General features: G+C 71.9%; 14 protein-coding genes and 1 tRNA gene. 3 read left to right on the top strand and 12 right to left on the bottom strand.

Translation table 11 applies throughout. The features are described 5' to 3' along the window. Positions 1-4: 4 nt before the first annotated feature. Genes ACXR2U_RS17405 through ACXR2U_RS17385 form a run of 5 tightly spaced genes read right to left on the bottom strand, consistent with a single transcriptional unit; the run spans position 5 to position 6,353 of the window. Positions 5-1,039 (bottom strand): ABC transporter permease, encoded by a 1,035-nt coding sequence (locus tag ACXR2U_RS17405; protein ID WP_458826330.1) that lies wholly within the window; start codon positions 1,037-1,039, stop codon positions 5-7. After that, the gene (locus ACXR2U_RS17400; RefSeq protein WP_458826329.1) at positions 1,036-1,713 is read right to left on the bottom strand and encodes an isochorismatase family protein; all 678 of its coding nucleotides are present in this window, start codon (positions 1,711-1,713) and stop codon (positions 1,036-1,038) included. Before ACXR2U_RS17400 ends, ACXR2U_RS17405 begins: the two co-directional genes overlap by 4 nt. Next, positions 1,710-3,578 (bottom strand): hydantoinase B/oxoprolinase family protein, encoded by a 1,869-nt coding sequence (locus ACXR2U_RS17395; protein WP_458826328.1) that lies wholly within the window; start codon positions 3,576-3,578, stop codon positions 1,710-1,712. The genes ACXR2U_RS17400 and ACXR2U_RS17395 overlap by 4 nt, the downstream gene beginning before the upstream one ends. Positions 3,579-3,589: 11 nt before the next feature. After that, the gene (locus tag ACXR2U_RS17390; protein ID WP_458826327.1) at positions 3,590-5,656 is read right to left on the bottom strand and encodes a hydantoinase/oxoprolinase family protein; all 2,067 of its coding nucleotides are present in this window, start codon (positions 5,654-5,656) and stop codon (positions 3,590-3,592) included. A gap of 52 nt (positions 5,657-5,708) precedes the next feature. Further along, positions 5,709-6,353, bottom strand: a complete 645-nt coding sequence (locus ACXR2U_RS17385; protein WP_458826326.1) for a GntR family transcriptional regulator — start codon at positions 6,351-6,353, stop codon at positions 5,709-5,711. A 154-nt stretch (positions 6,354-6,507) separates the two neighbouring features. Between ACXR2U_RS17385 and ACXR2U_RS17380 the strand changes: the two genes are divergently transcribed. Both ACXR2U_RS17380 and metH read left to right on the top strand, forming a co-directional pair. Further along, positions 6,508-7,437, top strand: a complete 930-nt coding sequence (locus tag ACXR2U_RS17380) for an isocitrate lyase/PEP mutase family protein (RefSeq protein ID WP_458826325.1) — start codon at positions 6,508-6,510, stop codon at positions 7,435-7,437. A gap of 49 nt (positions 7,438-7,486) precedes the next feature. After that, positions 7,487-11,284 (top strand): methionine synthase, encoded by a 3,798-nt coding sequence (gene metH, locus ACXR2U_RS17375; protein WP_458826324.1) that lies wholly within the window; start codon positions 7,487-7,489, stop codon positions 11,282-11,284. A gap of 110 nt (positions 11,285-11,394) precedes the next feature. Here metH and ACXR2U_RS17370 read toward each other — a convergent pair whose 3' ends face one another. Genes ACXR2U_RS17370 through ACXR2U_RS17355 form a run of 4 tightly spaced genes read right to left on the bottom strand, consistent with a single transcriptional unit; the run spans position 11,395 to position 16,496 of the window. After that, a complete protein-coding gene (locus ACXR2U_RS17370; protein WP_458826323.1) occupies positions 11,395-12,324 on the bottom strand; it encodes an alpha/beta hydrolase in 930 nt (309 codons plus the stop codon). A gap of 17 nt (positions 12,325-12,341) precedes the next feature. After that, positions 12,342-13,916, bottom strand: a complete 1,575-nt coding sequence (locus tag ACXR2U_RS17365) for an ATP-dependent DNA ligase (protein WP_458826322.1) — start codon at positions 13,914-13,916, stop codon at positions 12,342-12,344. A 23-nt stretch (positions 13,917-13,939) separates the two neighbouring features. After that, positions 13,940-15,283 carry a M20/M25/M40 family metallo-hydrolase gene (locus ACXR2U_RS17360; RefSeq protein WP_458826321.1) on the bottom strand — a complete coding sequence of 448 codons (1,344 nt, stop codon included), beginning with the start codon at positions 15,281-15,283 and terminating at the stop codon, positions 13,940-13,942. 58 nt (positions 15,284-15,341) lie between these two features. Continuing rightward, positions 15,342-16,496, bottom strand: a complete 1,155-nt coding sequence (locus tag ACXR2U_RS17355) for a hypothetical protein (RefSeq protein WP_458826320.1) — start codon at positions 16,494-16,496, stop codon at positions 15,342-15,344. Between the two features lie 307 nt (positions 16,497-16,803). Between ACXR2U_RS17355 and ACXR2U_RS17350 the strand changes: the two genes are divergently transcribed. Further along, positions 16,804-16,888 (top strand) — tRNA-Leu (locus ACXR2U_RS17350). An 81-nt stretch (positions 16,889-16,969) separates the two neighbouring features. Here ACXR2U_RS17350 and ACXR2U_RS17345 read toward each other — a convergent pair. The 3 genes from ACXR2U_RS17345 to ACXR2U_RS17335 are packed head-to-tail and all read right to left on the bottom strand — an operon-like array spanning position 16,970 to position 20,681. Continuing rightward, complete coding sequence (locus tag ACXR2U_RS17345) at positions 16,970-18,592, bottom strand: cyclic nucleotide-binding domain-containing protein (protein WP_458826319.1); 1,623 nt, start codon at positions 18,590-18,592, stop codon at positions 16,970-16,972. A 41-nt stretch (positions 18,593-18,633) separates the two neighbouring features. Further along, positions 18,634-19,476, bottom strand: a complete 843-nt coding sequence (locus ACXR2U_RS17340) for a DUF72 domain-containing protein (protein ID WP_458826318.1) — start codon at positions 19,474-19,476, stop codon at positions 18,634-18,636. Positions 19,477-19,478: 2 nt separating this feature from the next. After that, the gene (locus ACXR2U_RS17335) at positions 19,479-20,681 is read right to left on the bottom strand and encodes an acyl-CoA dehydrogenase family protein (RefSeq protein WP_458826317.1); all 1,203 of its coding nucleotides are present in this window, start codon (positions 20,679-20,681) and stop codon (positions 19,479-19,481) included. Positions 20,682-20,710 lie beyond the last annotated feature (29 nt).

The raw sequence follows: 20,710 nt of genomic DNA, 5'->3' as shown, positions 1-20,710 counted from the left end.
ACGGTCAGATCGCCTTCGACAGTCGGCGGCGGGCGACCAGGTGGCTGAGGGTGACGGCCGCGACGAGCGACGCGCCGTAGAAGACCTGCTCCGGCCAGCCGGCGTAGCCCATGTACTGCAGGCCGGTGATGCCGGTGACCAGGAAGTACACGGCCACGAAGGTCCCGACGGCGTTGAAGCGCCCGGGGATGACCGTGGTGGAACCGAGGAACACGGCGGCGAACGCCGGCAGCAGGTACGACGCACCGGACTGCGGGTTCGCGGCGCCGTTGGTGCCCGCGAGCACGATGCCGGCGACACCGCCGAGACCGGCGGTGGCGATCAGCGCCCCGGCTCGCAGGGCGTTGACCCGCACACCCGCCAGGCGGGCGACCTCGCGGTTCTCGGCGGTGAACACCATGCGGCGTCCGAGCGGCGTGTGCTGCAGCACGAACCACAGCACGATCGTCAGCACCACGGCGAGGTAGAACGGCGTGGGGATGCCGAACAGCTTCGGGTCGGTCATGAACGTGATCACGGACGACGACAACCCCGTGACCACTGCGGAGTTCGACACCGCGAGGGTCAGGCCGGCGAGCAACGTGCCGCTGCCCAGCGTGACGATGATCGAGGCGACGCCGACGTACACGACGAGGAACGCGTTGACCGCGCCGAACACCATGCAGACCACGACGGTGATGAGGATCGACGGCACGCTCGGCACCTTGTTCACGCCGTTGAGCACCGTCACCAGCACCCCGCCGAACCCGACCACGCTGCCGATCGACAGGTCGAGTTCGCCGACCGCGAGCGTGAGCATCAACCCGAGCGCCGCGACCAGGATGACCGTCTGGGTGCCCGCGATGAGCTTGATGGTCGAGGTGGAGGCGAAGGTGTCGGGGCGGACGATGCAGAAGAAGACGATCACCGCGAGCCAGGCCACCACCACGCCGTAGCGCTCGACCAGCAGACCGGTGGCCGCGGCGGGTGACCGGCGTGGGCGGGCCACGGCGGTCTCGTCCCGGTCGTCCCGGCCGTCCTCGCGCAGGGTCGTCGTCATCGCTGCTCCCCGAGTGTCGCGAGGTAGTCGTGCACGTCGGCGGCCGGCAGCACCTCGGCGTACTTGGCCTGCAGGTCGAACAGGTTGGCCTCGTGAGGCCGGGCGTCACGGTCGCCGACGGCCTCGCGCACCACGACCGGCACGAACCCGTGCTGGATCGCGTCGACCGCGGTGGCGCGCACGCACCCGCTGGTCGAGACACCCGCCACGATCAGCGTGTCGACGTGCGCCGCGGTCAGCGTGGCGACCAGCGAGGTGCCGAAGAAGGCGCTGGCGTACTGCTTGACCACGACGACCTCGTCCTCGCGCGGCGCGACCTCGGGCATGATCTGCCCGAGCGGGCCGTCGCCGACGAAGTGCTTGAGCGCGCCGACCTTGCGGAAGAACACCCCGCCGTCCGCGCCGCCCCCGCTGAACGAGACCTTCGTGTGCACGACGGGGATCCCGGCCTGCCGGGCCGCGTCGAGCAGGTCGGCCGCGGCCTTCAGGCAGGAGTCGTCGCCCAGGTGGAGCTCCGCGCCGGGTTCGAAGTACGCCCGCACCATGTCGATGACCACCAGCGCGGGGCGCGAACCGAGCGGCAGCCGGTTGCCGAACCCGGCGCTGCCGTAGTCCGCGACGAGGTCGGAGTCCGCGGTGGGTTCGTCCGCGGGGTCGCCCGGTCCGCCGGTCACCGCGCCACCGGGGCGAGCGGCGCGGGCAGCCCGGTCTCGGCCAGGGCGTTGGCGAGGATCTCCTCCAGCGGCGGGCCCATGTCGAAGACCGGCAGTTCGTCCGGCCGTCCGGCCCGCAGTTGCGCGCGCAGATCGGCCGTGGCGGCGTCGTCGAGACCGGCGCCGGTGACCACCACGCCGTAGCGGCGCGCGCCCTCGGCCGTGACCAGCCCGCGCTCGACCTCCAACGCCACCAGGGCCGGGTCACGCTCGAGCGGGTCGCCCCACCCGCCGCCGCCCCAGGTGACGAAGTGCAGGACGTCGCCGGGTCCGACCGCGACGTCGTGGACCTTGCTGGGCAGCACCTCCCGCGAACCGTCGGCCCGGTCGACCCACTTCGTGCCGCGCGCACCGGGGGTTCCGCCGTTGACACCCCACGGGTAGGTCAACCAGCGGTCGTCGTGGATCGCGATGGTGCCGGACTCCAGGAAGCGGTACGCGACGTCGACGCCGTTGCCGCCGCGGTGCAGGCCGGCGCCGCCGGTGTCGGCGACCGTCTCCCACTTCTCGATGCGCAGCGGGTAGTAGCTCTCGAGGTACTCGCAGGGGATGTTGACGAAGCTCGGCCACAGCGAGTGGCCGTCGGGGCCGTCGCCGATCGGGCGGCCGGGGATGCCGCCGAAGCCGATCGAGTAGAGCTGGAACCACTCCCCCTTGCGCTCGCCCTCGCTGTAGTTGCCGGAGTACATGAAGTGCGGTGACGACGAGAAGCCGGCGGCGTTGAGCAGCGCCGGGTTGGTCTGACCGAGCAGGCCGCCGAACAGGTCGAACACCCGGCCGATGCCGTGGTTGCGGGCGTTCAACGCCGCCGGGTACTCGGGCTTCCAGAACGAGCCGTCGGGGATGACGACGTCGATGAGGGGGTAGAAGCCGTCGTTCCAGAGGATCTGCGGGTCGGCCACGGTGATCATGTAGATCCCGAAGAACATCCGCACGAGGTTCTCGTTGATGTAGTAGTTGATCGGGCCTGCGGCCTGCGGGGAGCTGCCGGTGAAGTCGAGCGTCACCCGGTCGCCCTGTCGGGTCAGGCTCAGCGTCAGCTGGTACGGCCCGTAGCCGACGCCGTCGTCGCAGATGTAGTCGCTGAACGAGATGGTCTCGCCGTCGCGGAACACCATGGTCAGCAGGGCTTTCATGGCCCGGTGGTTGCGCTCGAGCAGGTCGTCGAGGGCGGCCGCGTAGGTGTCGGGGCCGAAGCGTTCGCACATCTCCTGGACCCGGCGACCGGCGGTGCGGCACGCGGCGACCAGGCCGTTGAGGTCGGCGCGGTTCCAGTCCGGCTGGCGGACCTGGTTCAGCACGATCCGCAGCGGGTCCTCGTTGAGGACCCCCTTGCGGTACAGCTTGAACGGCGGGATGACCACGCCTTCCTCGAAGATCGTCCGCGCGTCGGTCGGCATGGAGCTCGGGGTCTTGCCGCCAACGTCGGACATGTGGCCGAACATCGCGGCCCAGCCGACCAGCCGGCCGTCGTGGAAGATCGGTGTCACGACCAGCCAGTCGTTGGCGTGGCTGATCGCGGCGTCGCAGGCGTACGGGTCCGACGTCAGCAGGACGTCGCCCTCCTCGACGGTGTCCTGGAACCGTCCGAGCAGCGCCGGCACCGACAGCCCGAACTGGCCGACGACCATGCGGCCCTCACGGTCGGCGATGAGCGGGAACTCGTCGTGCTGCTCGCGGATGCCGGGCGACAACGCCGTGCGGAACAGCACTTCGTCCATCTCGTAGCGGGCGTTGCGCAGCCCGTTCTCGATGAGGTCGAGGGTGACGACGTCGACGTCGACCGCCTGCAGCGGGGTGTGGTTGGTCTCGATGATCTCGGCCATGGCGGGTGTCCTCAGTCCTCGGTCGGGCGGATCAGGAGGCTGCCGCTGGGGTGCACGACGGCCGCGTGGTCGGGCAGGACGACGGTGGTGGCGTCCATGTCGGCGACCACCGCCGGGCCGACGACGACGTCGCCTGCCCGCAGGGCCACCCGGTCGTAGACGTTCGCGTCACGGTGGGCGCCGTCCACCCACACCGACGTCGTGGAGCGCACCGCACCGGACGGGTCGCCGTCGCCCTCCGGGAGGGTGGGCGCGGCGATCGTCGGCCGTGGGCCGCTGGCCGTGACGCGCACGTTGACGATCTCGTGGTCGTTGTCGAGCAGGAACGAGAACAGCCGTTCGTGCTCGGCGTCGAAGTCGGCCGCCAGCGCGTCGAGCCCGGCGCGGCCCTCGGGCTGCAGCCGGTCGGCGTCCAGGTCGACCGGGATCTCGAACCCCTGGCCGTGGTAGCGCATGTCGACCTGGAAGGTCAGCTGCTGGTCGGCCGCGGCGACGCCCTGACGTTCGAGGGTCTCGCGCACCGTGGCCGAGAGCGTGTCGAGGACCTCGCGCAGGGCGGCGTCGGTGAACCCGTCGAGGCCCTGGATGACCGTGCGCGACGCCTCGTCGCGCAGGCCGGTCATGGCGTCGCCGTAGGCGTTGAGCACCCCCGGCGACGGCGGGATGATCACCGGCCACGAGCCGATGAGCTTGCCCAGGGCGTTCGCGTGCAGCGGCCCGGCGCCGCCGAACGCGACGAGCGCGAACGCCCGCGGGTCGAAGCCCTGCTGCACCGAGACCAGCCGCAGCGCGCCGAACATGTTCTCGTTGACGATGTCGATGATCCCGGCCGCGGCCGCGTGGACGTCGGCGAGTTCGGTGGCGTCGGCGATGGCCTGCACCGCGGTGCGGGCGGCCTCGACGTCGAGGGTGATCTCCCCGCCCGCGAGGTCGGAGGGCAGGTAGCCGAGCACGACGTTGGCGTCGGTGACGGTCGGTTCGGTGCCGCCCTTGCCGTACGCCGCGGGCCCGGGCACCGCGCCGGCGCTCTGGGGCCCGACGCGCAGGGCCTGGGTCAGTTGCGGCACGTGGGCGATCGAGCCACCGCCCGCGCCCACCGTGCGGACGTCGACCGAGGTGGCCCGCACCTTGAGGTCACCGACGCTCGTCTCGCGGCCGATGCGCGGCTTGAGGTCCTGGACCAGGCAGACGTCGGTCGACGTGCCGCCCATGTCGAAGGTGAGGAAGTCACGGAAGCCCGCCTGCTCGGCCGCCCACGCGGCGCCGGTGACCCCGCCCGCGGGGCCGGACAGCAGCATCGACACCGGGTTCTCGGCTGCCACCTCGGCGGTGGCGAGCCCGCCGTCGCTGCGCAGGATCGACAGGTCGCCCGCGATCCCGTTGTCGCGCAGCTGGTTGGCCAGCGACGAGACGTAGCGGCGCACCTGCGGCTGCACGTACCCGTTCGCGACCGTCGTGATGGTCCGCTCGTACTCCCGCAGTTCCGGCAGCACCGCGGACGACAACGAGACCGGGACGCCCGGGAGCTCCTGCTCGGCGATCTTCGCGATCCGGGACTCGTGCTCGGGGTTGGCGAAGGAGTTGATGAGGCTGACGCAGAGCGCCTCGATGCCGCGGTCGGCGAGACCCTGCAGCGCCCGGCGCACCTGCTCCTCGTCGAGCGGGATGACGATCTCGCCGTGGGTGTCGACCCGCTCGACCGCCTCGACGGTGTTCTCCAGTGCCGCGAGCGGCTCGGGCTTGGGCCAGATGATCCAGCCGGCGAGCCCGCCCGGGACGTACGAGCGCGCGATCTGCAGGACCTGACGGAAGCCCTGGGTGGTGACCAGGCCGACCTTCGCGCCCTTGCCCTCGAGGATCGCGTTGGTGGCCACGGTCGTGCCGTGCAGCACCTCACCGATGCCGGCGGCATCGATCCCCGCGGCCTCGCAGGCACGGGCGATGCCGCGCAGCACCCCGACCGACTGGTCCTCCGGCGTCGAGGCGGTCTTGGCCCGCCACGTGTCACCCGACACCGTGTCGACGAGCAGGACGTCGGTGAACGTGCCCCCGACGTCGACTCCCACCCGGTACGTCATCAGCGCTTCCCCTTCGATCGGTGGTGCGTCCTCGGTGCGTGCGGTCGTCGGCTCACGGGGTGTCCTCGTCGTGGTCGGGTTCGTCGGGGCGTCGGCGGGGCCCGAGCAGCGACGCGCGGGCAGAGAGCAGGTGGCTGCGCATGACGCTCTCGGCCCAGTCGGGGTCGTTCGCGCGGAGCGCGGCGACGATCTCGATGTGGTGGTTGCTGCTGCGGCGGTGCGCGGCCTCGTCGAACGAACTCTGGGTGCGGGCGAGCACCGAGGCGTGCAGCAGCCCGCCGACGGCGGCCGCCAGGGTCGCGCTGTCCGCGATCTCGATGAGCAGGCCGTGGAACTGGCCGTTGAGCCGGGTGACCTGGTCCATGTCGCGGCGCTCCGCGGCCACCGCGATCTCCGCCGCGAGCTTGTCCAGCAGGTCGAGGTGCTCCGGGGTGGCCCGGGTGGCCGATCGGCGCGCCGCGAGCCCCTCGAGCCGGGCCCGCAGCTCGAACACGTACTCCAGTTCGCGCTCCGAGCGCACGATGACCCGCGCGCCGCGGTTCGGCGCGACCTCGACCAGACCCTCGGCGGCGAGGCGGAGCAGGGCCTGCCGGACGGGGGTGCGGCTCATGCCGAGTTCGCGGGCCAGTTCGACCTCGCCCAGACGGCTCCCGCCGGGCGCCTGCCCGGACAGGATGCGGTCGCGCAGAGCGCTCACCGCAAGATCCACCGCCGCCACGTTTTGCATCCATTCCTCGAACCGACGAACCGAAGTGGGTGCAATCTAAGGGCGGTACTTCCGGTCCACAAGGCCTTCCGACAGTTGGATCTGCGTTCTTGCATGCATTCGAGTCACAGGTCAGGATGTACGCATGCATGCAGGGGCGAGCGAGTTCGCCGAGGTCAGTCCGTCACCCGCCCTCTCCGGCACCTCCCTGGGCGCACTGCTCGCGGCCCACCACGACCGGCCGCTGGTGGTGCCCGGCGTCGGCACCCCGCTCGAGGCCCACCTCGCCCGCGAGGCCGGGTTCGAGGCGCTCTACCAGAGCGGGTACGCCGTGGCGGCGTGGGTGCACGGGGTCCCGGACGTCGGCCTGGTCGCGCTGGCCGAGATGGCCGACAGCCTCGCCCGGGTGACCGAGGCCGTGCCGCTGCCGGTGATCTGCGACGCCGACACCGGCTACGGCGACGTCGCCGGGGTGCGACGCACCGTCCTGCGCCTCGAACGCGCCGGCGCGGCGGCGATCCAGCTCGAGGACCAGACCTGGCCCAAGCGGTGCGGTCACCTCACCGGCAAGACCGTCGTCCCGGCGGTCGAGCACGCCCGCAAGATCCGGGCCGCGGTCGACGCGCGTCGGAGCCCCGACACCCTCGTCATCGCCCGCAGTGACGCCCTCGCCCCGCTGGGGATGACCGAGACCCTCGAGCGGATGAAGCGTTACGCCGACGCCGGGGCCGACCTGCTGTTCGTCGACGCCCCGTCGAGCCTGGCCGACCTCGAGGCGATCTCTGCGGCGTTGCCGGACCTGCCGCTCGTGGCGAACATGAGCGAGTCCGGGCTCACCCCGCACCTGTCGGCCGCGGACTTCCACGAACTCGGGTTCGCCGTGGTGCTCTACCCGACCTCGGCGCTGCGCCTCGCGAGCCGGGTGGTCGGCGAGTTCTTCACCGAGCTCCGCGCGAAGGGCGACTCCCGCGGGTGGGCCGACCGGATGGCGACCCTCGACGACCTCAACGAACTGGTCGGGTTGGGCGCGACCGAGCGCTTCGAGCAGCGGGTGGTCGACGCCACCCCGGCCTGACCGGCCCGCGTTGACGGGCATCTGTGTGCCTCGGGTGAGAGAATGTGGTGTGCCTGCCGATCACCCGTTCCGCCCTGACGCCACCGAGGCCCTGACCGCGCTGCTGCGCGAACGCATCCTGGTGCTCGACGGCGCGATGGGCACGATGATCCAGCGTCACGAGTTCAGCGAGGACGAGTACCGCGGCGAACGTTTCGCGGACTGGCACCGCGACCTCAAGGGCAACAACGACCTGCTGTCGCTGACCCAGCCGGACGCCATCACCGGTATCCACAAGGCCTACCTCAAGGCCGGCGCCGACCTGGTCGAGACCAACACGTTCAACGCCCAGAAGATCTCCATGGCCGACTACGGCATGGAGGAGCTTGCCTACGAGCTGAACCTGCGCTCGGCCCAGCTGGCCCGGGCGGCCTGTGACGAGGTCACCGCCGCGGACCCGTCGCGACCGCGGTTCGTGGCGGGCGCCCTCGGCCCCACCAACCGGACGGCGTCGATCTCCCCCGACGTCAACGACCCCGGCGCCCGCAACGTCACCTACGACGAGCTGGTCGACGCCTACCTCGAGCAGGCCCGGGGGCTGGTCGACGGCGGTGCCGACGTCCTGCTCATCGAGACCATCTTCGACACCCTGAACGCCAAGGCCGCGATCTTCGCGCTCGAGACGCTGTTCGAGGAGCACGGCCGGCGGTGGCCGATCGTCATCTCCGGCACCATCACCGACGCCTCCGGCCGCACCCTGTCCGGTCAGGTCACCGAGGCGTTCTGGAACTCGGTGCGGCACGCGAAGCCGTTGCTGGTCGGGCTGAACTGCGCGCTCGGCGCCGACGAGATGCGGCCCTACCTGGCCGAGATCAGCCGCGTGGCCGACACCTTCGTGTCCTGCTACCCCAACGCCGGCCTGCCCAACGCGTTCGGCGAGTACGACGAAGCGCCCGAGCAGACCGCCGACATCGTCAAGGAGTTCGCCGAGAGCGGACTGCTCAACCTGCTCGGCGGCTGCTGCGGCACGACCCCCGACCACATCCGCGCGATGAGCGAGCGGGTGCGGGGTCTCACTCCCCGGGTGCCCACCACCGTCGAGGTCGCCACGCGGTTGTCCGGCCTGGAGCCGGTGACCATCACGTCGGACTCGTTGTTCGTCAACGTCGGTGAGCGCACGAACATCACCGGCTCGGCCCGGTTCCGCAATCTCATCCGCGACGGCGACTACGACACCGCGCTGAGCGTCGCGCGTCAGCAGGTCGAGAACGGCGCGCAGGTCATCGACATCAACATGGACGAGGGGATGATCGACGGCGTCGCCGCGATGGACCGCTTCGTCAAGCTCATCGCGAGCGAGCCCGACATCAGCAAGGTCCCGCTGATGATCGACTCCTCGAAGTTCGAGGTCATCGAGGCCGGCCTGCGGTGCGTGCAGGGCAAGCCGATCGTGAACTCCATCTCGCTCAAGGAGGGCGAGGAGAAGTTCCGGCGCGAGGCGACCCTGTGCCGCAAGTACGGTGCGGCCGTCGTGGTCATGGCGTTCGACGAGCAGGGTCAGGCCGACAACCTCGAGCGCCGCAAGCAGATCTGCGCGCGGGCGTACGGGATCCTCGTGGAGGAACTGGGTTTCCCCGCCGAGGACATCATCTTCGACCCCAACATCTTCGCCGTCGCCACGGGCATCGAGGAGCACGCCACCTACGGCGTCGACTTCATCGAGGGCACCCGCTGGATCAAGCAGAACCTCCCGGGTGCGCTCGTATCCGGTGGCGTGTCGAACGTGTCGTTCTCGTTCCGCGGCAACAACGCCGTGCGCGAGGCGATCCACGCCGTGTTCCTGTTCCACGCCATCGCCGCCGGCATGGACATGGGCATCGTCAACGCCGGCGCGCTCGTGGTCTACGACCAGGTCGACCCCGAACTGCGCGAGGCCATCGAGGACGTCATCCTCAACCGCCGCCCGGACTCCACCGAGCGGTTGCTCGACATGGCCCAGCGCTTCGCCGGGACCGGCTCGAAGACCGAGACCGTCGACGAAGCGTGGCGTGAACTGCCGGTCGACGAGCGCATCACCCACGCGCTGGTCAAGGGCATCGACGCGTACGCCGAGACCGACACCGAGGAACTGCGCGCGCTCATCGCCGACCGCGGCGGCCGCCCCATCGAGGTCATCGAGGGCCCGCTGATGGCCGGGATGAACGTCGTGGGCGACCTGTTCGGCGCCGGCAAGATGTTCCTGCCGCAGGTGGTGAAGTCGGCCCGCGTCATGAAGAAGGCCGTCGCCTACCTGATCCCCTACATCGAGGCCGAGAAGTCTCCCGAGGACGCCGGCCGGTCCAACGGCACCGTGATCATGGCGACGGTCAAGGGCGACGTCCACGACATCGGCAAGAACATCGTCGGCGTCGTGCTGCAGTGCAACAACTACGACGTCGTCGACCTCGGCGTCATGGTCCCGGCGCAGAAGATCCTCGACGCCGCCAAGGAACACCACGCCGACGTCATCGGCCTGTCCGGGCTCATCACGCCGTCGTTGGACGAGATGGTGAACTTCGCGGCCGAGATGGAGCGGCACGGTCTCGACATCCCGCTGATGATCGGCGGCGCCACCACCTCGCGCGCCCACACCGCCGTCAAGGTCGACCAGAAGTACCACGGCCCGGTCATCTGGGTGAAGGACGCCTCGCGGTCGGTGCCGGTCGTGGCGGCGTTGCTGTCGCCGGAGCAGCGGCCCGCGCTGCTCGCCGACGTCCGCACCGACTACGACTCGTTGCGGGAGCGGTACGCCGCCCGCAGCGAGGCCAAGAAGCTGCTGCCGGTCGAGGCCGCGCGCGCCGACTCCACCCCGATCGACTGGACCGGCTACCGCCCGCCGCGGCCGAAGCTGATCTCCAAGCAGCTGCGCGACGCCCACACCGACGACTACGTGCCGCCGACCAGCGGCGTGCAGTACGTCAAGACGTTCCACGACTACTCGCTGGCGGAGCTGCGCCGTTACATCGACTGGCAGCCGTTCTTCAACGCGTGGGAGATGAAGGGCAAGTACCCCGACATCCTCAACAACCCCGCGTCGGGCGAGGCGGCGCGCAAGCTGTGGGACGACGCCCAGGTCATGCTCGACCAGATCGTCGCGGAGAAGTGGCTGCGGGCCTCGGGGGTCTTCGGGCTGTTCCCGGCGAGCACGCTCGACGGTGCCGACGACATCGAGGTCTACGCCGACGAAGCGCGGCGTGAACCGCTCGCGGTGCTGCACCAGCTGCGGCAGCAGACCGAGCACCGGCCCGGTGTGCCCCACCGGTCGCTGGCCGACTTCGTCGCCCCCAAGAGCAGCGGGCTGCGCGACTACGTCGGGGCGTTCGCCGTCACCGCGGGCCTGGGCAGCAGCGAGAAGGTCGCCGAGTTCAAGGCGGCGCTCGACGACTACAACGCGATCCTGTTGGAGTCGTTGGCCGACCGCCTCGCCGAGGCGTTCGCCGAGCGGTTGCACGAGCGGGTCCGCACCGAGTTCTGGGGCTACCAGCCCGACGAGGCGCTCGACCCCGAGTCGTTGATCCGCGAACGCTACGTGGGCATCCGGCCCGCCCCGGGCTACCCCGCCTGCCCCGAGCACACCGAGAAGCAGACCCTCTGGGAGCTGCTCGACGTCAAGCGCAACGTCGGCATCGAGCTGACCGAGAGCATGGCCATGTGGCCCGGGGCGTCGGTGAGCGGCTGGTACTTCAGCCACCCGCAGAGCCAGTACTTCGTGCTCGGCCACATCGGCCGCGACCAGGTCGAGGACTACGCCAAGCGCAAGGGCTGGACGGTCGAGGAGGCCGAACGCTGGCTCTCGCCGAACCTCGGCTACCGCTCCGACAACGAGTAGCCGGTCACCGCTGCCTGATCTGGCGAGTGGTCACCTTTCCCGGTGAGTGGTCGGATCTTTCCGCCCACTTACCGGAGGAGGTGACCACTCGGCGTCACCGGGCCTGGGGGTCAGGGGGCGAGGGCGCCGGACAGGAACTCGACCTGGCGGGCGACGGACTGTTCGAACACGTCACCGACGTAGATGTCGAAGTGGTTGCAGTCGAAGGCGAGCGTCTCCGCGTGGGGCATGCGGCGGGCGGCTTCGTGCACGGCCGACGGCGGGGCGACGTTGTCACGTTCGGCGATGACGACCAGGGCGGGCACCCGGACGTCCTTCCCGGCGAGCACCGGCCGGTTGAACCCGACCCGCAGCAACCCCCGCGCGCACATCTCGTTGCGGAACGTCGGCCCGGCGAGGGTGAGGTAGCCGGACTCGGCGTCCTCGCCGGTGATCACGGCGTCGCTTCCGGGTTCGCCGACCACGGCGACCCCGTGCGGGGGCCGGCGGGTCACGGCGGCCAGCACGTCGCGCGCCACGTGGCCGACCATGCGCAGCGCCTTGCCCGACCCCTCCGAGGTCGAGTTGCCGAACAGCGCCTTCAGACCGTCCATGGCCGCGCCCTGCGAGACCACCGCCGCGACCCGCGGGTCCTGCTTCGCGACGACCACGACGTGCCCGCCGCTGTACGAGCTCCCCCAGATCGCCACCCGGTCGGGGTCGACGCCGCTGCGGCCACGCACGAAGGCCAGCGCCGCGTGGTAGTCCTGCCGGTGCTTGCGGTGGTCGACGTCCTGCCGCGGCTCACCCTCGGACGTGCCGAAGCCGCGGTAGTCGAAGACCAGGACGTGCATCCCGGCCGCGGCGAAGCGTCGGGCGAACGGCAACAGTCCGGTGTCGCGGCTGGCGGCGAACCCGTGAGCCATGACGACGCACGGGGCGCCCCGATCGTTGCCCTGTGCATCGACGCGGAGGCCGTCGCCGACGGCCGGCAGCCACCACGCCTCGCACCGCACGCCGTGGCTGTGGAAGCTGACCGTCTCCGGAGCGGGCTCACCCATGTGGGCAGGTTCGTACGTCAGCCGCCGCCCGGATCCGCGGCGGCCGCGCCGAAGGCGCGCACGGTGGCCAGGGTGTCGGCCTCGGCCGGGGTCTTGTCGTCGCGGTAGCGCAGCACGCGCGCGAAGCGCAGCGCCACGCCGCCGGGGTACCGGGTCGAGCGCTGGACGCCGTCGAACGCGATCTCCACGACCTGTTCGGGGCGGACCTGCACGACGTACTGGTCGGTGGGTCCCGTGGCCAGGGCGAGGAAGCGCTCGGTCTGCCACTGCAACGTCGCGTCGGTCAGACCCTTGAACGTCTTGCCGAGCATGACGAAACCCTCGCCGTTGTCCGCGCGGGCGCCGAGGTGCAGGTTCGAGAGCCACCCACGACGACGGCCGCTCCCCCACTCCACGCCGAGCACGACCAGGTCGAGGGTGTGGACCGGCTTGACCTTCAGCCAGGCCCCGCCGCGGCGGCCGGCCTCGTAGGGTGAGTCGAGGCCCTTGGCCACGATCCCCTCGTGCCGGGCGGCGACGGTGTCGTCGTAGAACGCCTGCGCCACGGCCGGGTCGTCGGTCACGACCCGCTGCACCCGCTGGGACTCCGGCGCGAGCGCGTCGAGCGCGGCGACCCGTTCCCGCAGGGGGGCGTCGAGCAGGTCGGTGCCGTCGAGGTGAACGAGGTCGAACCAGAACGGCTGCAACCCGCCGGGCGCCTCGACACCGTCGACTGCGGCGACGTCTCGGCCGCCGCCCGCCCCTCGGCGCCCGAACCGCGAGGCGGTGTCCTGGAAGGCCGCGGGCGAACCGTCGGAGCGCAGCATGAGCGACTCGCCGTCGAGCACGAGCGAGCGCGCCGGCAACGCCCGCGCGGCGGCGACGACCCCCGGCACGCGCCCGGTGATCTCGTCGAGCGACCGGGTGAACACCGCGACGTCGTCACCGTCGCGGTGGACCTGGATGCGGGCGCCGTCGAGTTTCCACTCCACCGCGGCCGGGCCGAGGCGTTCCAGGGCGTCGGCGCACTCGGTGGCCGGCTGGGCGAGCATGGGCGCGATCGGGCGGCCGACCTCGAGCCGGAACCCGGCGAGCCCCGCGGCGCCGTCGGAGACCGCCGCCGCGGCGACGGCCGGCAGATCACCCCGGAGCATGACCGCGCGCCGGACGTCGGCGAGCGGCAGGTCGGTGGCCGCCGCCACGGCGTCGGTCATGACCCCGGCGAGCGCGCCCTGCCGCAGTTCGCCGCCCAGCAGGGCGCGCAGGAACGCCTGCTCCCGCGGTGTCGCGGCCGCGAACAGCGCGGCGAGGTCGTCGGCCCGCCGCGCCTGCGAGCCCGCGCCGGTGGTCGCCTTGATCCGGTCGAAGGTGGCGTCGACGGCCGCGACGGTCAGGCTGGCGGAGTCCGCCGCGGGCGGGACGGTCCGCAGTGACGCCCAGCCGACCCCGATCTGCCGCTGCCGCAGGTCACCCGACAGCCACGCCACCACCGTCGCGACGTCGGCGGGGTCGACCCGCCGCACCAGGTCGGCCAACGCCGCCCGCTTGGCCAGGCGCTTCGTGGTCGCCCCGACGACACCTGCGGTCTCGACGAGCAGGGCCAGGGAGGTCATGACAACGATGCAGGATGCAACGATCAGATCCCGGCCAGGAACCGGTCGAGGACGCGCACGCCGAACTCCAACGCGTCGACCGGGACCCGCTCGTCGATCCCGTGGAACAGGGCGGTGAAGTCGAGATCGGGCGGCAGCCGCAGCGGGACGAAACCGAAGTTGCGGATCCCCAGCTCGGAGAAGGACTTCGCGTCGGTGCCGCCGCTCATCATGTACGGGATGGCGTGCGCGCCCGGGTCCTCCGCCCGCAGCGAGGCCGCCATGTGGTCGACGAGCGGGCCGTCGAAGTCGGTCTGCACCGCGATGTCACGCGCCACCCAGTCACGGGTGATGCCGGGACCTGCCAGTTCGTCGATGGTGGCGAGCAGTTCGTCCTCACGGCCGGGCAGGAACCGGCAGTCGACGGTCGCCTCGGCCGACGACGGGATGACGTTCGCCTTGTACCCCGCCTGCAGCATCGTGGGGTTCGCCGTGTTGCGCAGGGTCGCGCCGATCATGCGCGCGATGCCGCCCAGCTGCGGCAGCTTCTCGTCGGGGGCGTCGGGGTCGATGTCGAGACCGGTCAGTTCGTTGACCTGCTCGAGGAAGCGGCGGACGGAGTCGTCGAGCTGCAACGGCCACTCGTGCGCGCCGATGCGACTCACGGCGGCGGCGATGCGGGTGACGGCGTTGTCGGCGTGGACCATCGACCCGTGGCCGGGGCGGGCCTCGGCCCGCAGCCGCAGCCAGTCGATGCCCTTCTCGGCGGTCTGGATGGCGTAGATCCGCAGGTCCGGCGCGACGCCCGGGTCTGCCAGTGACACCGAGAACCCGCCGACCTCGCTGATGGCCTCGGTGCAGTCGGCGAACAGGTCGGCGTGGTGGTCGACGAGGAAGTGCGCCCCCTGCTGTCCGCCCGCCTCCTCGTCGGAGACGAACGCCAGGACGATGTCGCGCGGGGGCTTGCGCCCCGCCCGCTTCCAGGACCGGACGAGCGCGAGGGTCATCGCGTCCATGTCCTTCATGTCGACCGCGCCGCGACCCCAGACGTAGCCGTCGCGGACCTCGCCCCCGAAGGGGTCGACCGACCACTCCGACGCCTCGGCCGGCACGACGTCGAGGTGACCGTGGATGAGCATCGGCGGCCGCGAGGAGTCCTCGCCCTCGATGCGCGCGACGACCGACGCCCGGCCGGGCGCGGCCTCGATGATCTGCGACTCGACGCCGACCTCGGCGAGCTTCTCCGCGACCCACTCCGCCGCGGGGCGTTCGGGGTGGGTGGGGTTCGAGGTGTTGATCGCGATGAGCTGGGACAACAGGTCCACGACCTCGGCCTGGGCCGGTCCCGCGGTGTCGAGGGTGCTCGGGGTGCTGGCGGGGTCGGTCATGCGTCTGTCCTACCCCATGGGTCCGACGGTCTGCGCCGCGACGGTGCCGCGGGCGCGGTCAGCGTGAGCGGCGGCGCGTGATGAGCAGGCTCAACAGCACCCCGATGAGCGCGATGCCGACGACGGCCGCGAGCAGGACACCGGAGCTGAGACCGGAGACCTGACCCGGCTCGGCCAGGGCGGAGCCGTTCGGCGTGGTCGGGGTCGGCCGGGGTGACGACGACGGGGCGTCGGTGCTCGGCGGCTTCTGGGTGGTCACGCTCGGGGCGCTCGAGCTGCCGCCCGTGCTGCCGCCCGTCGATCCACCGCCCGTCGAACCACCGCCGGTCGATCCGCCGCCGGTGCCGCCCGTGCCGGTACCGGCGTCGCCGGTCGACTCGCTGCCGGTGCCGCCGGCGTCGGTTCCGCCGTTCCCGCCGCCTGCGCCGGTGTCGCCGCCGCCACCGTTGCCACCGCCGCCACCGGTGCTGCCCCCGGTGCCACCGTTGCCGGGAGCGCCGACGTTGCCACCGGGCGGAGCCGAGATGCCGCCGACCGGCGGTGCGTTCGGGGTGGTGATGACGGGGTCGGGCGAGCCGGTGGCCGGCAGCGAGGTGACGGCCGGCGGGGTGTCGGTGTCGGTGGGGTCCGTGGCCGAGTCGGTGGGGGTCGGGCTGACCGTCTCGCTGCCGGTCGGGGTGGGGCTCACCGTCTCGCTGCCGGTCGGGGTGGGGCTCACCGTCTCGCTACCGGTCGGGGTGGGGCCGTAGGTCTCCGTGGGCGGCGGCGAAGTGCCGTCGCTCGGGCTCGTCGTTCCACTGGGGCTGTCGGTCGGGCTGGTCGTGTCGGTCGGCGAGACCGTGTCGGTCGGGCTGGCCGTGTCGCTCGGGGTGCCCGTGTCGGTCGGGCTGCCGGAACCGGTCGGGCTGTCGGTCGGGGCGTAGGTCTGCGTGCCGGTCGGCGACGCCGATCCACTCGGGGAACCGGACCCACTCGGGGAGTCCGAACCGGCCGGACCGCTCGTCCAGGACGGACTGCCGGTGCCGCCGTGGCCGCCCGGGTACCCGCCGTGACCGCCGGGGTACCCGCTCGAGCCGTGTCCTCCGGACCACCGCGGCGCGGCCGCGGCGACCCCGGGCAGGGCGAACAGGGCGACGACCATGACGCACCACAGCGCCCGGACCAGCGGACGCCGCTGGGCGGGGGCGCGATGCGTACCTCGTCCGGATTTCATTTCACCTCAGCATAACGCGTGTGTGAGCGGTGTGGGATCAAGCGTCTCGTGGTCCAGATTACGAAAACGTCACGAGACCTCGTCGCACCGTCACCACCGAGCCGGCCCCGCCGTTACGGGGGTCGCACCGGCGAACCGCCCTGTACGCCCCGTTCCGCCTGATGTGAAGCGTTCCTGACCCGCCCGGACTCTCCGGGTGACGAATGTCGCGTGTCGTGACTCTTGCACGGTGAGGACCGGTCGGACGGGCCGGGCCGGACCACTGGTCGGGGCGCCCGACCCCGTCGGCTATCGTGGTCAACCGCTCGTCCGGGTGGCGGAATGGCAGACGCGCTAGCTTGAGGTGCTAGTGCCCTTTATCGGGCGTGGGGGTTCAAGTCCCCCCTCGGACACGCTGTGTTGAGACAGTGGGAAGGCCCCGGGTGACCGGGGCCTTCTGTCGTTCCCGGGCTCCGCACCCGTCGCCGGGCCGCTCACCGGCGTCGGTCGTTCACGGCGTCGCGGTCCGCCACACGGCCCACCTCGGCGGCGGCGACCCGGGCGGCAGCGGGGTAGCCGGTGACGGCGGTGAGGAAGGCCGGTCGGGCGAGGACCGCGACCCGCACCTCGGTCACGGCCCGCACCGTGGCCGTCCGTGGTCGGTCGTCCAGCAGCGCGATCTCACCGAAGCCGTCCCCGGGCCCCAGCCGGTTCACCACGGCACCGCCCCGCTCCACGACGACCTCACCGGACTCGACGACGAAGTACGCGACCCCCGGGTCGCCCTCCTGCACGACCGCGACACCCGCGCGGTAGCTCGCCCGGTCGAGGCGGGCGGCGAGGCTCTCGAGCGTCGCGACCGGCAGCGTCGCGAACAGGGGTCCGGACCGCAGCAACGCGACATCGGTGTCGCGGACCCGCAGCGCGCGGTCGAGGCGGCGCAGGGCCGGCAGGGCCGCGACGACCGTCACCGGGGCCAGCAGACCGACCACCGCCAGGGCGCCGACCGTGCCGACGGCGCGCACGGCCCACGGGGCGACGGCCGCACCGGCGGCCACGCCGAGGGTCAGCACGGCCTCGAACCCGGTGAACATCCGCACCAGGACCGCTTCGTCGGTGGTCCGCGCGAGGACGGTGAAGGCGCTCGCGTCGATGAGGGCGTTCCCCACTCCCACCACGGCGAGCAGCAGGACCGCCGCCACCGGCGTCGGGAGGACGCCGGTCAGCGCGACCGGCGCACCGAACAGCGCGACCCCGACGCCGAACCACGTTCCCAGGCCGCCGCGTCGGACGATGAGGAACGCCGCCGCGGAGCCCACCACCCCTCCCGCGCCGACCGCGGCGTTCAGCACCCCGACGCCGGGCTCGCCGAGGTCCAGCAGGTCGACGGCGAGCACGACGACCAGGACGCTGAGTGCGCCTCGGGTGAACGTCTGGACGACGCCCAGCACGGCGATCAACCGAGGGGTGGGGTCACGCACGACGGTGACCAGGCCCGCGAGGAGCTCGCGGACCACGGGCCCACGGGTGGTGGCCGCGCGCGGCGGCGTGTCGTACGGGAGACGGACGACCACGAGTCCGCCGAGCAGCGACAGCGCGCCGGCGACCGCGAACACCGCGGCGGGGCCCGTGACGGCGAGCAGCGCGGCGGCAGCGGCGGGGCCGCCGAGGACGGCCACCGAGTCGAGCATCCCGCGCACGGCGTTGGCGGACGCGAGGTCGGCGGGTGAGGACGCCAGGGCCGGCAGCAAGGCCGAGTGGGCCGGGCGGAACAGTGTGAGGGCGGTGGTCGCCACCACCACGAGGGTGTAGGTCGCGGCCGGCGGGCCGCCCGAGCCGATGACGAGCGCGGCGGCACCGAGGGTGGCCGCCCGGACCACGCCCACGGCGGTCAGGACGTGTTCGCGGCGGACGCGGTCGCCGACCGTGCCGAGCACGGGAGCGAGCAGGGCTGCGGCCGCCATCCGGGCCGCGGTGACCGCGCCGACCGCCGTCAGTCCGCCCGCGAGGTAGGCGACCACGGCGAGCGCCACGGTCACCATGGCCTCGCCCGCCCAGACGGCGCCGAAGCTGACCGCGGCGCGACGCAACGGTCCCCGCCGCGCCCGTGGCTGCACGGGCGTGATCATGTCAGCCGGACGGGCTGCTGGGAACGCGGTCAGCCGGCCGGGTCGGCCGCCCACGGCGGGGTCGCCCCGAGCAGTTCTGCGAGGCGCACGGCGTCGTACGGCGCGTGCACCTTGACGTCGTTGTCGAAGTGCACCGCGACGTCACGTCCCGAGTCGCGCCAGCCGGCGATCCGGTCGGCCCAGGTCCGCAACGCCGCGTCGGTGTAACCCGAGGTGTAGAGCTCGGCGTCGCCGTGCAGCCGGACGTACGCGTGGGTGCTCGCGGTCTGCTCCAGGACCAGCGGCCACTTGCCGGCCGTGTCCGCGACGACCACCGCCACGTCGTGCCGGGCGAAGACGTCGAGGTGGTCCTTGAACGAGTCGTGCCGGAACTCCACCGCGTGGCGCAACGGCTGCCGGGTCACCGGGCCGGTGTAGGAGCGGCCGTCGAGCCGCTCGTCGTGCCCCTTCGCCAGGCGACCGGCGGCGACCGTTGTCCTGGGCAACGACGCCAGGAAGTCGTCGAGGCGCGCGCCGTCGAAGCCGAAGTTGGGCGGCAGCTGCCACAGCACCGGCCCCAGTCGCTCCCGCAACGCCAACACCCCCGAGGCGAAGAAGTTCGCGACCGGCACCTCGACGTCGCGCAGCTTCTTCATGTGGGTGACGAACCGCGGGCCCTTCACCGAGAACACGAAGCCCTCGGGAACCTGCGCCGCCCAGTCACGGAAGTACTCCGGCTTCTGCAGCGAGTAGAAGGTGCCGTTGATCTCGACCGTCGCGAGCCGCGACGCGCTGTACTCGAGCTCGCGGCGCTGCGGCAACCCCTTCGGGTACCAGACCCCACGCCACGGCGGGTACCGCCAACCCGAGATGCCGATGCGGACGTCGGGCACGGCTACACGAACGCGCTGATGCCGGTCACCGACCGCCCGACGATGAGCGAGTTGATCTCGCGCGTCCCCTCGAAGGAGTAGAGCGCCTCGGCGTCGTTGAAGAACTTGGTCACCTTGTTCTCCAGCAGGATGCCGTTGCCGCCGAACAGCTCCCGGGCCCAGGCGACGTTCTCGCGGAGTCGCGACGTGCAGAACGACTTGGCGAGCGCGCCCTGCTCGTCACGGAAGATCCCGGCGTCCTGCAACTGCGCGACCCGCACGGCCATGCCGAACGAGGCGGTGACGTTGCCGAGCATCCGCGCGAGGAGGTCCTGGATGAGCTGGAAGGAGCCGATCGGCTTGCCGAACTGCTCGCGCTCCAGCGCGTACTTCCGCGCCAGCTCGTACACCGCGAGCATGCCGCCGAGCGCGCTCCACGCCACCCCGCCGCGGGTGTGCCGCAGGACGGTGTTGGTCGCCTTGAACGACTGGGCGTTCTCCAGCCGGTTCGCCTCGGGCACGCGCACGTCCACCAGGGTGATGTCGGCGTTCTGCGCGGCGCGCAGGGCGAGTTTGCCCTCCATCTTCGTCGCGGTGAACCCGGGCGTGCCCTTCTCGACGACGAAGCCCAGCACCGGCTGCTTCCTCATGTCGTCGGAGGGCTCGGTGACGTCACGGGCCCAGATCACGACCAGGTCGGCGAAGGTGGCGTTGCCGATCCAGCGCTTGGCGCCGTTGAGCACCCACTCGTCACCGTCGCGCCGCGCCGTGGTCTCCAGGCCGCCGGCGACGTCCGACCCGCCGTGCGGCTCGGTCAACCCGAACGCGCCGATCTTGCGCATCGCCCGCATGTCCGGCAACCATCGCCGCTTCTGCTCCTCCGACCCGCAGTAGAAGATCGTCCCCATGGCGAGCCCGGTGTGGACGCCGAAGAACGTCCCGAACGAGGAGTCCACCCGCGCGAGCTCCATCGCGATGAACCCGGTGAGCAGCCGGGACGAGCCCGGTTGGTCGTCGCTCTCGAAGTTCAGACCGGCCACGGAGAGTTCGGCGAAGCCCGGCACGATCTCGTGCGGGAAGCGCGCGTCGGCCCAGCACTGCAGCGCGACCGGCTCCAGCTCCTCGTGCGCCCACCGGCGCACCGCGAGGACGGTGTCGAGCTCGTCCTTCGCCAGCAGCGACTGGTAGTCGTAGAAGTCCCCGGGCAGCAGGTCGGCGTCGTCCATGGCCCCAGGGTGCCCGCGCAGGCTGTGCC

The organism is Jatrophihabitans sp. YIM 134969, from assembly GCF_054456675.1.
The sequence above is the reverse complement of the archived record's forward strand: the minus strand, read 5'-3'. Positions and strand labels throughout refer to the sequence as shown.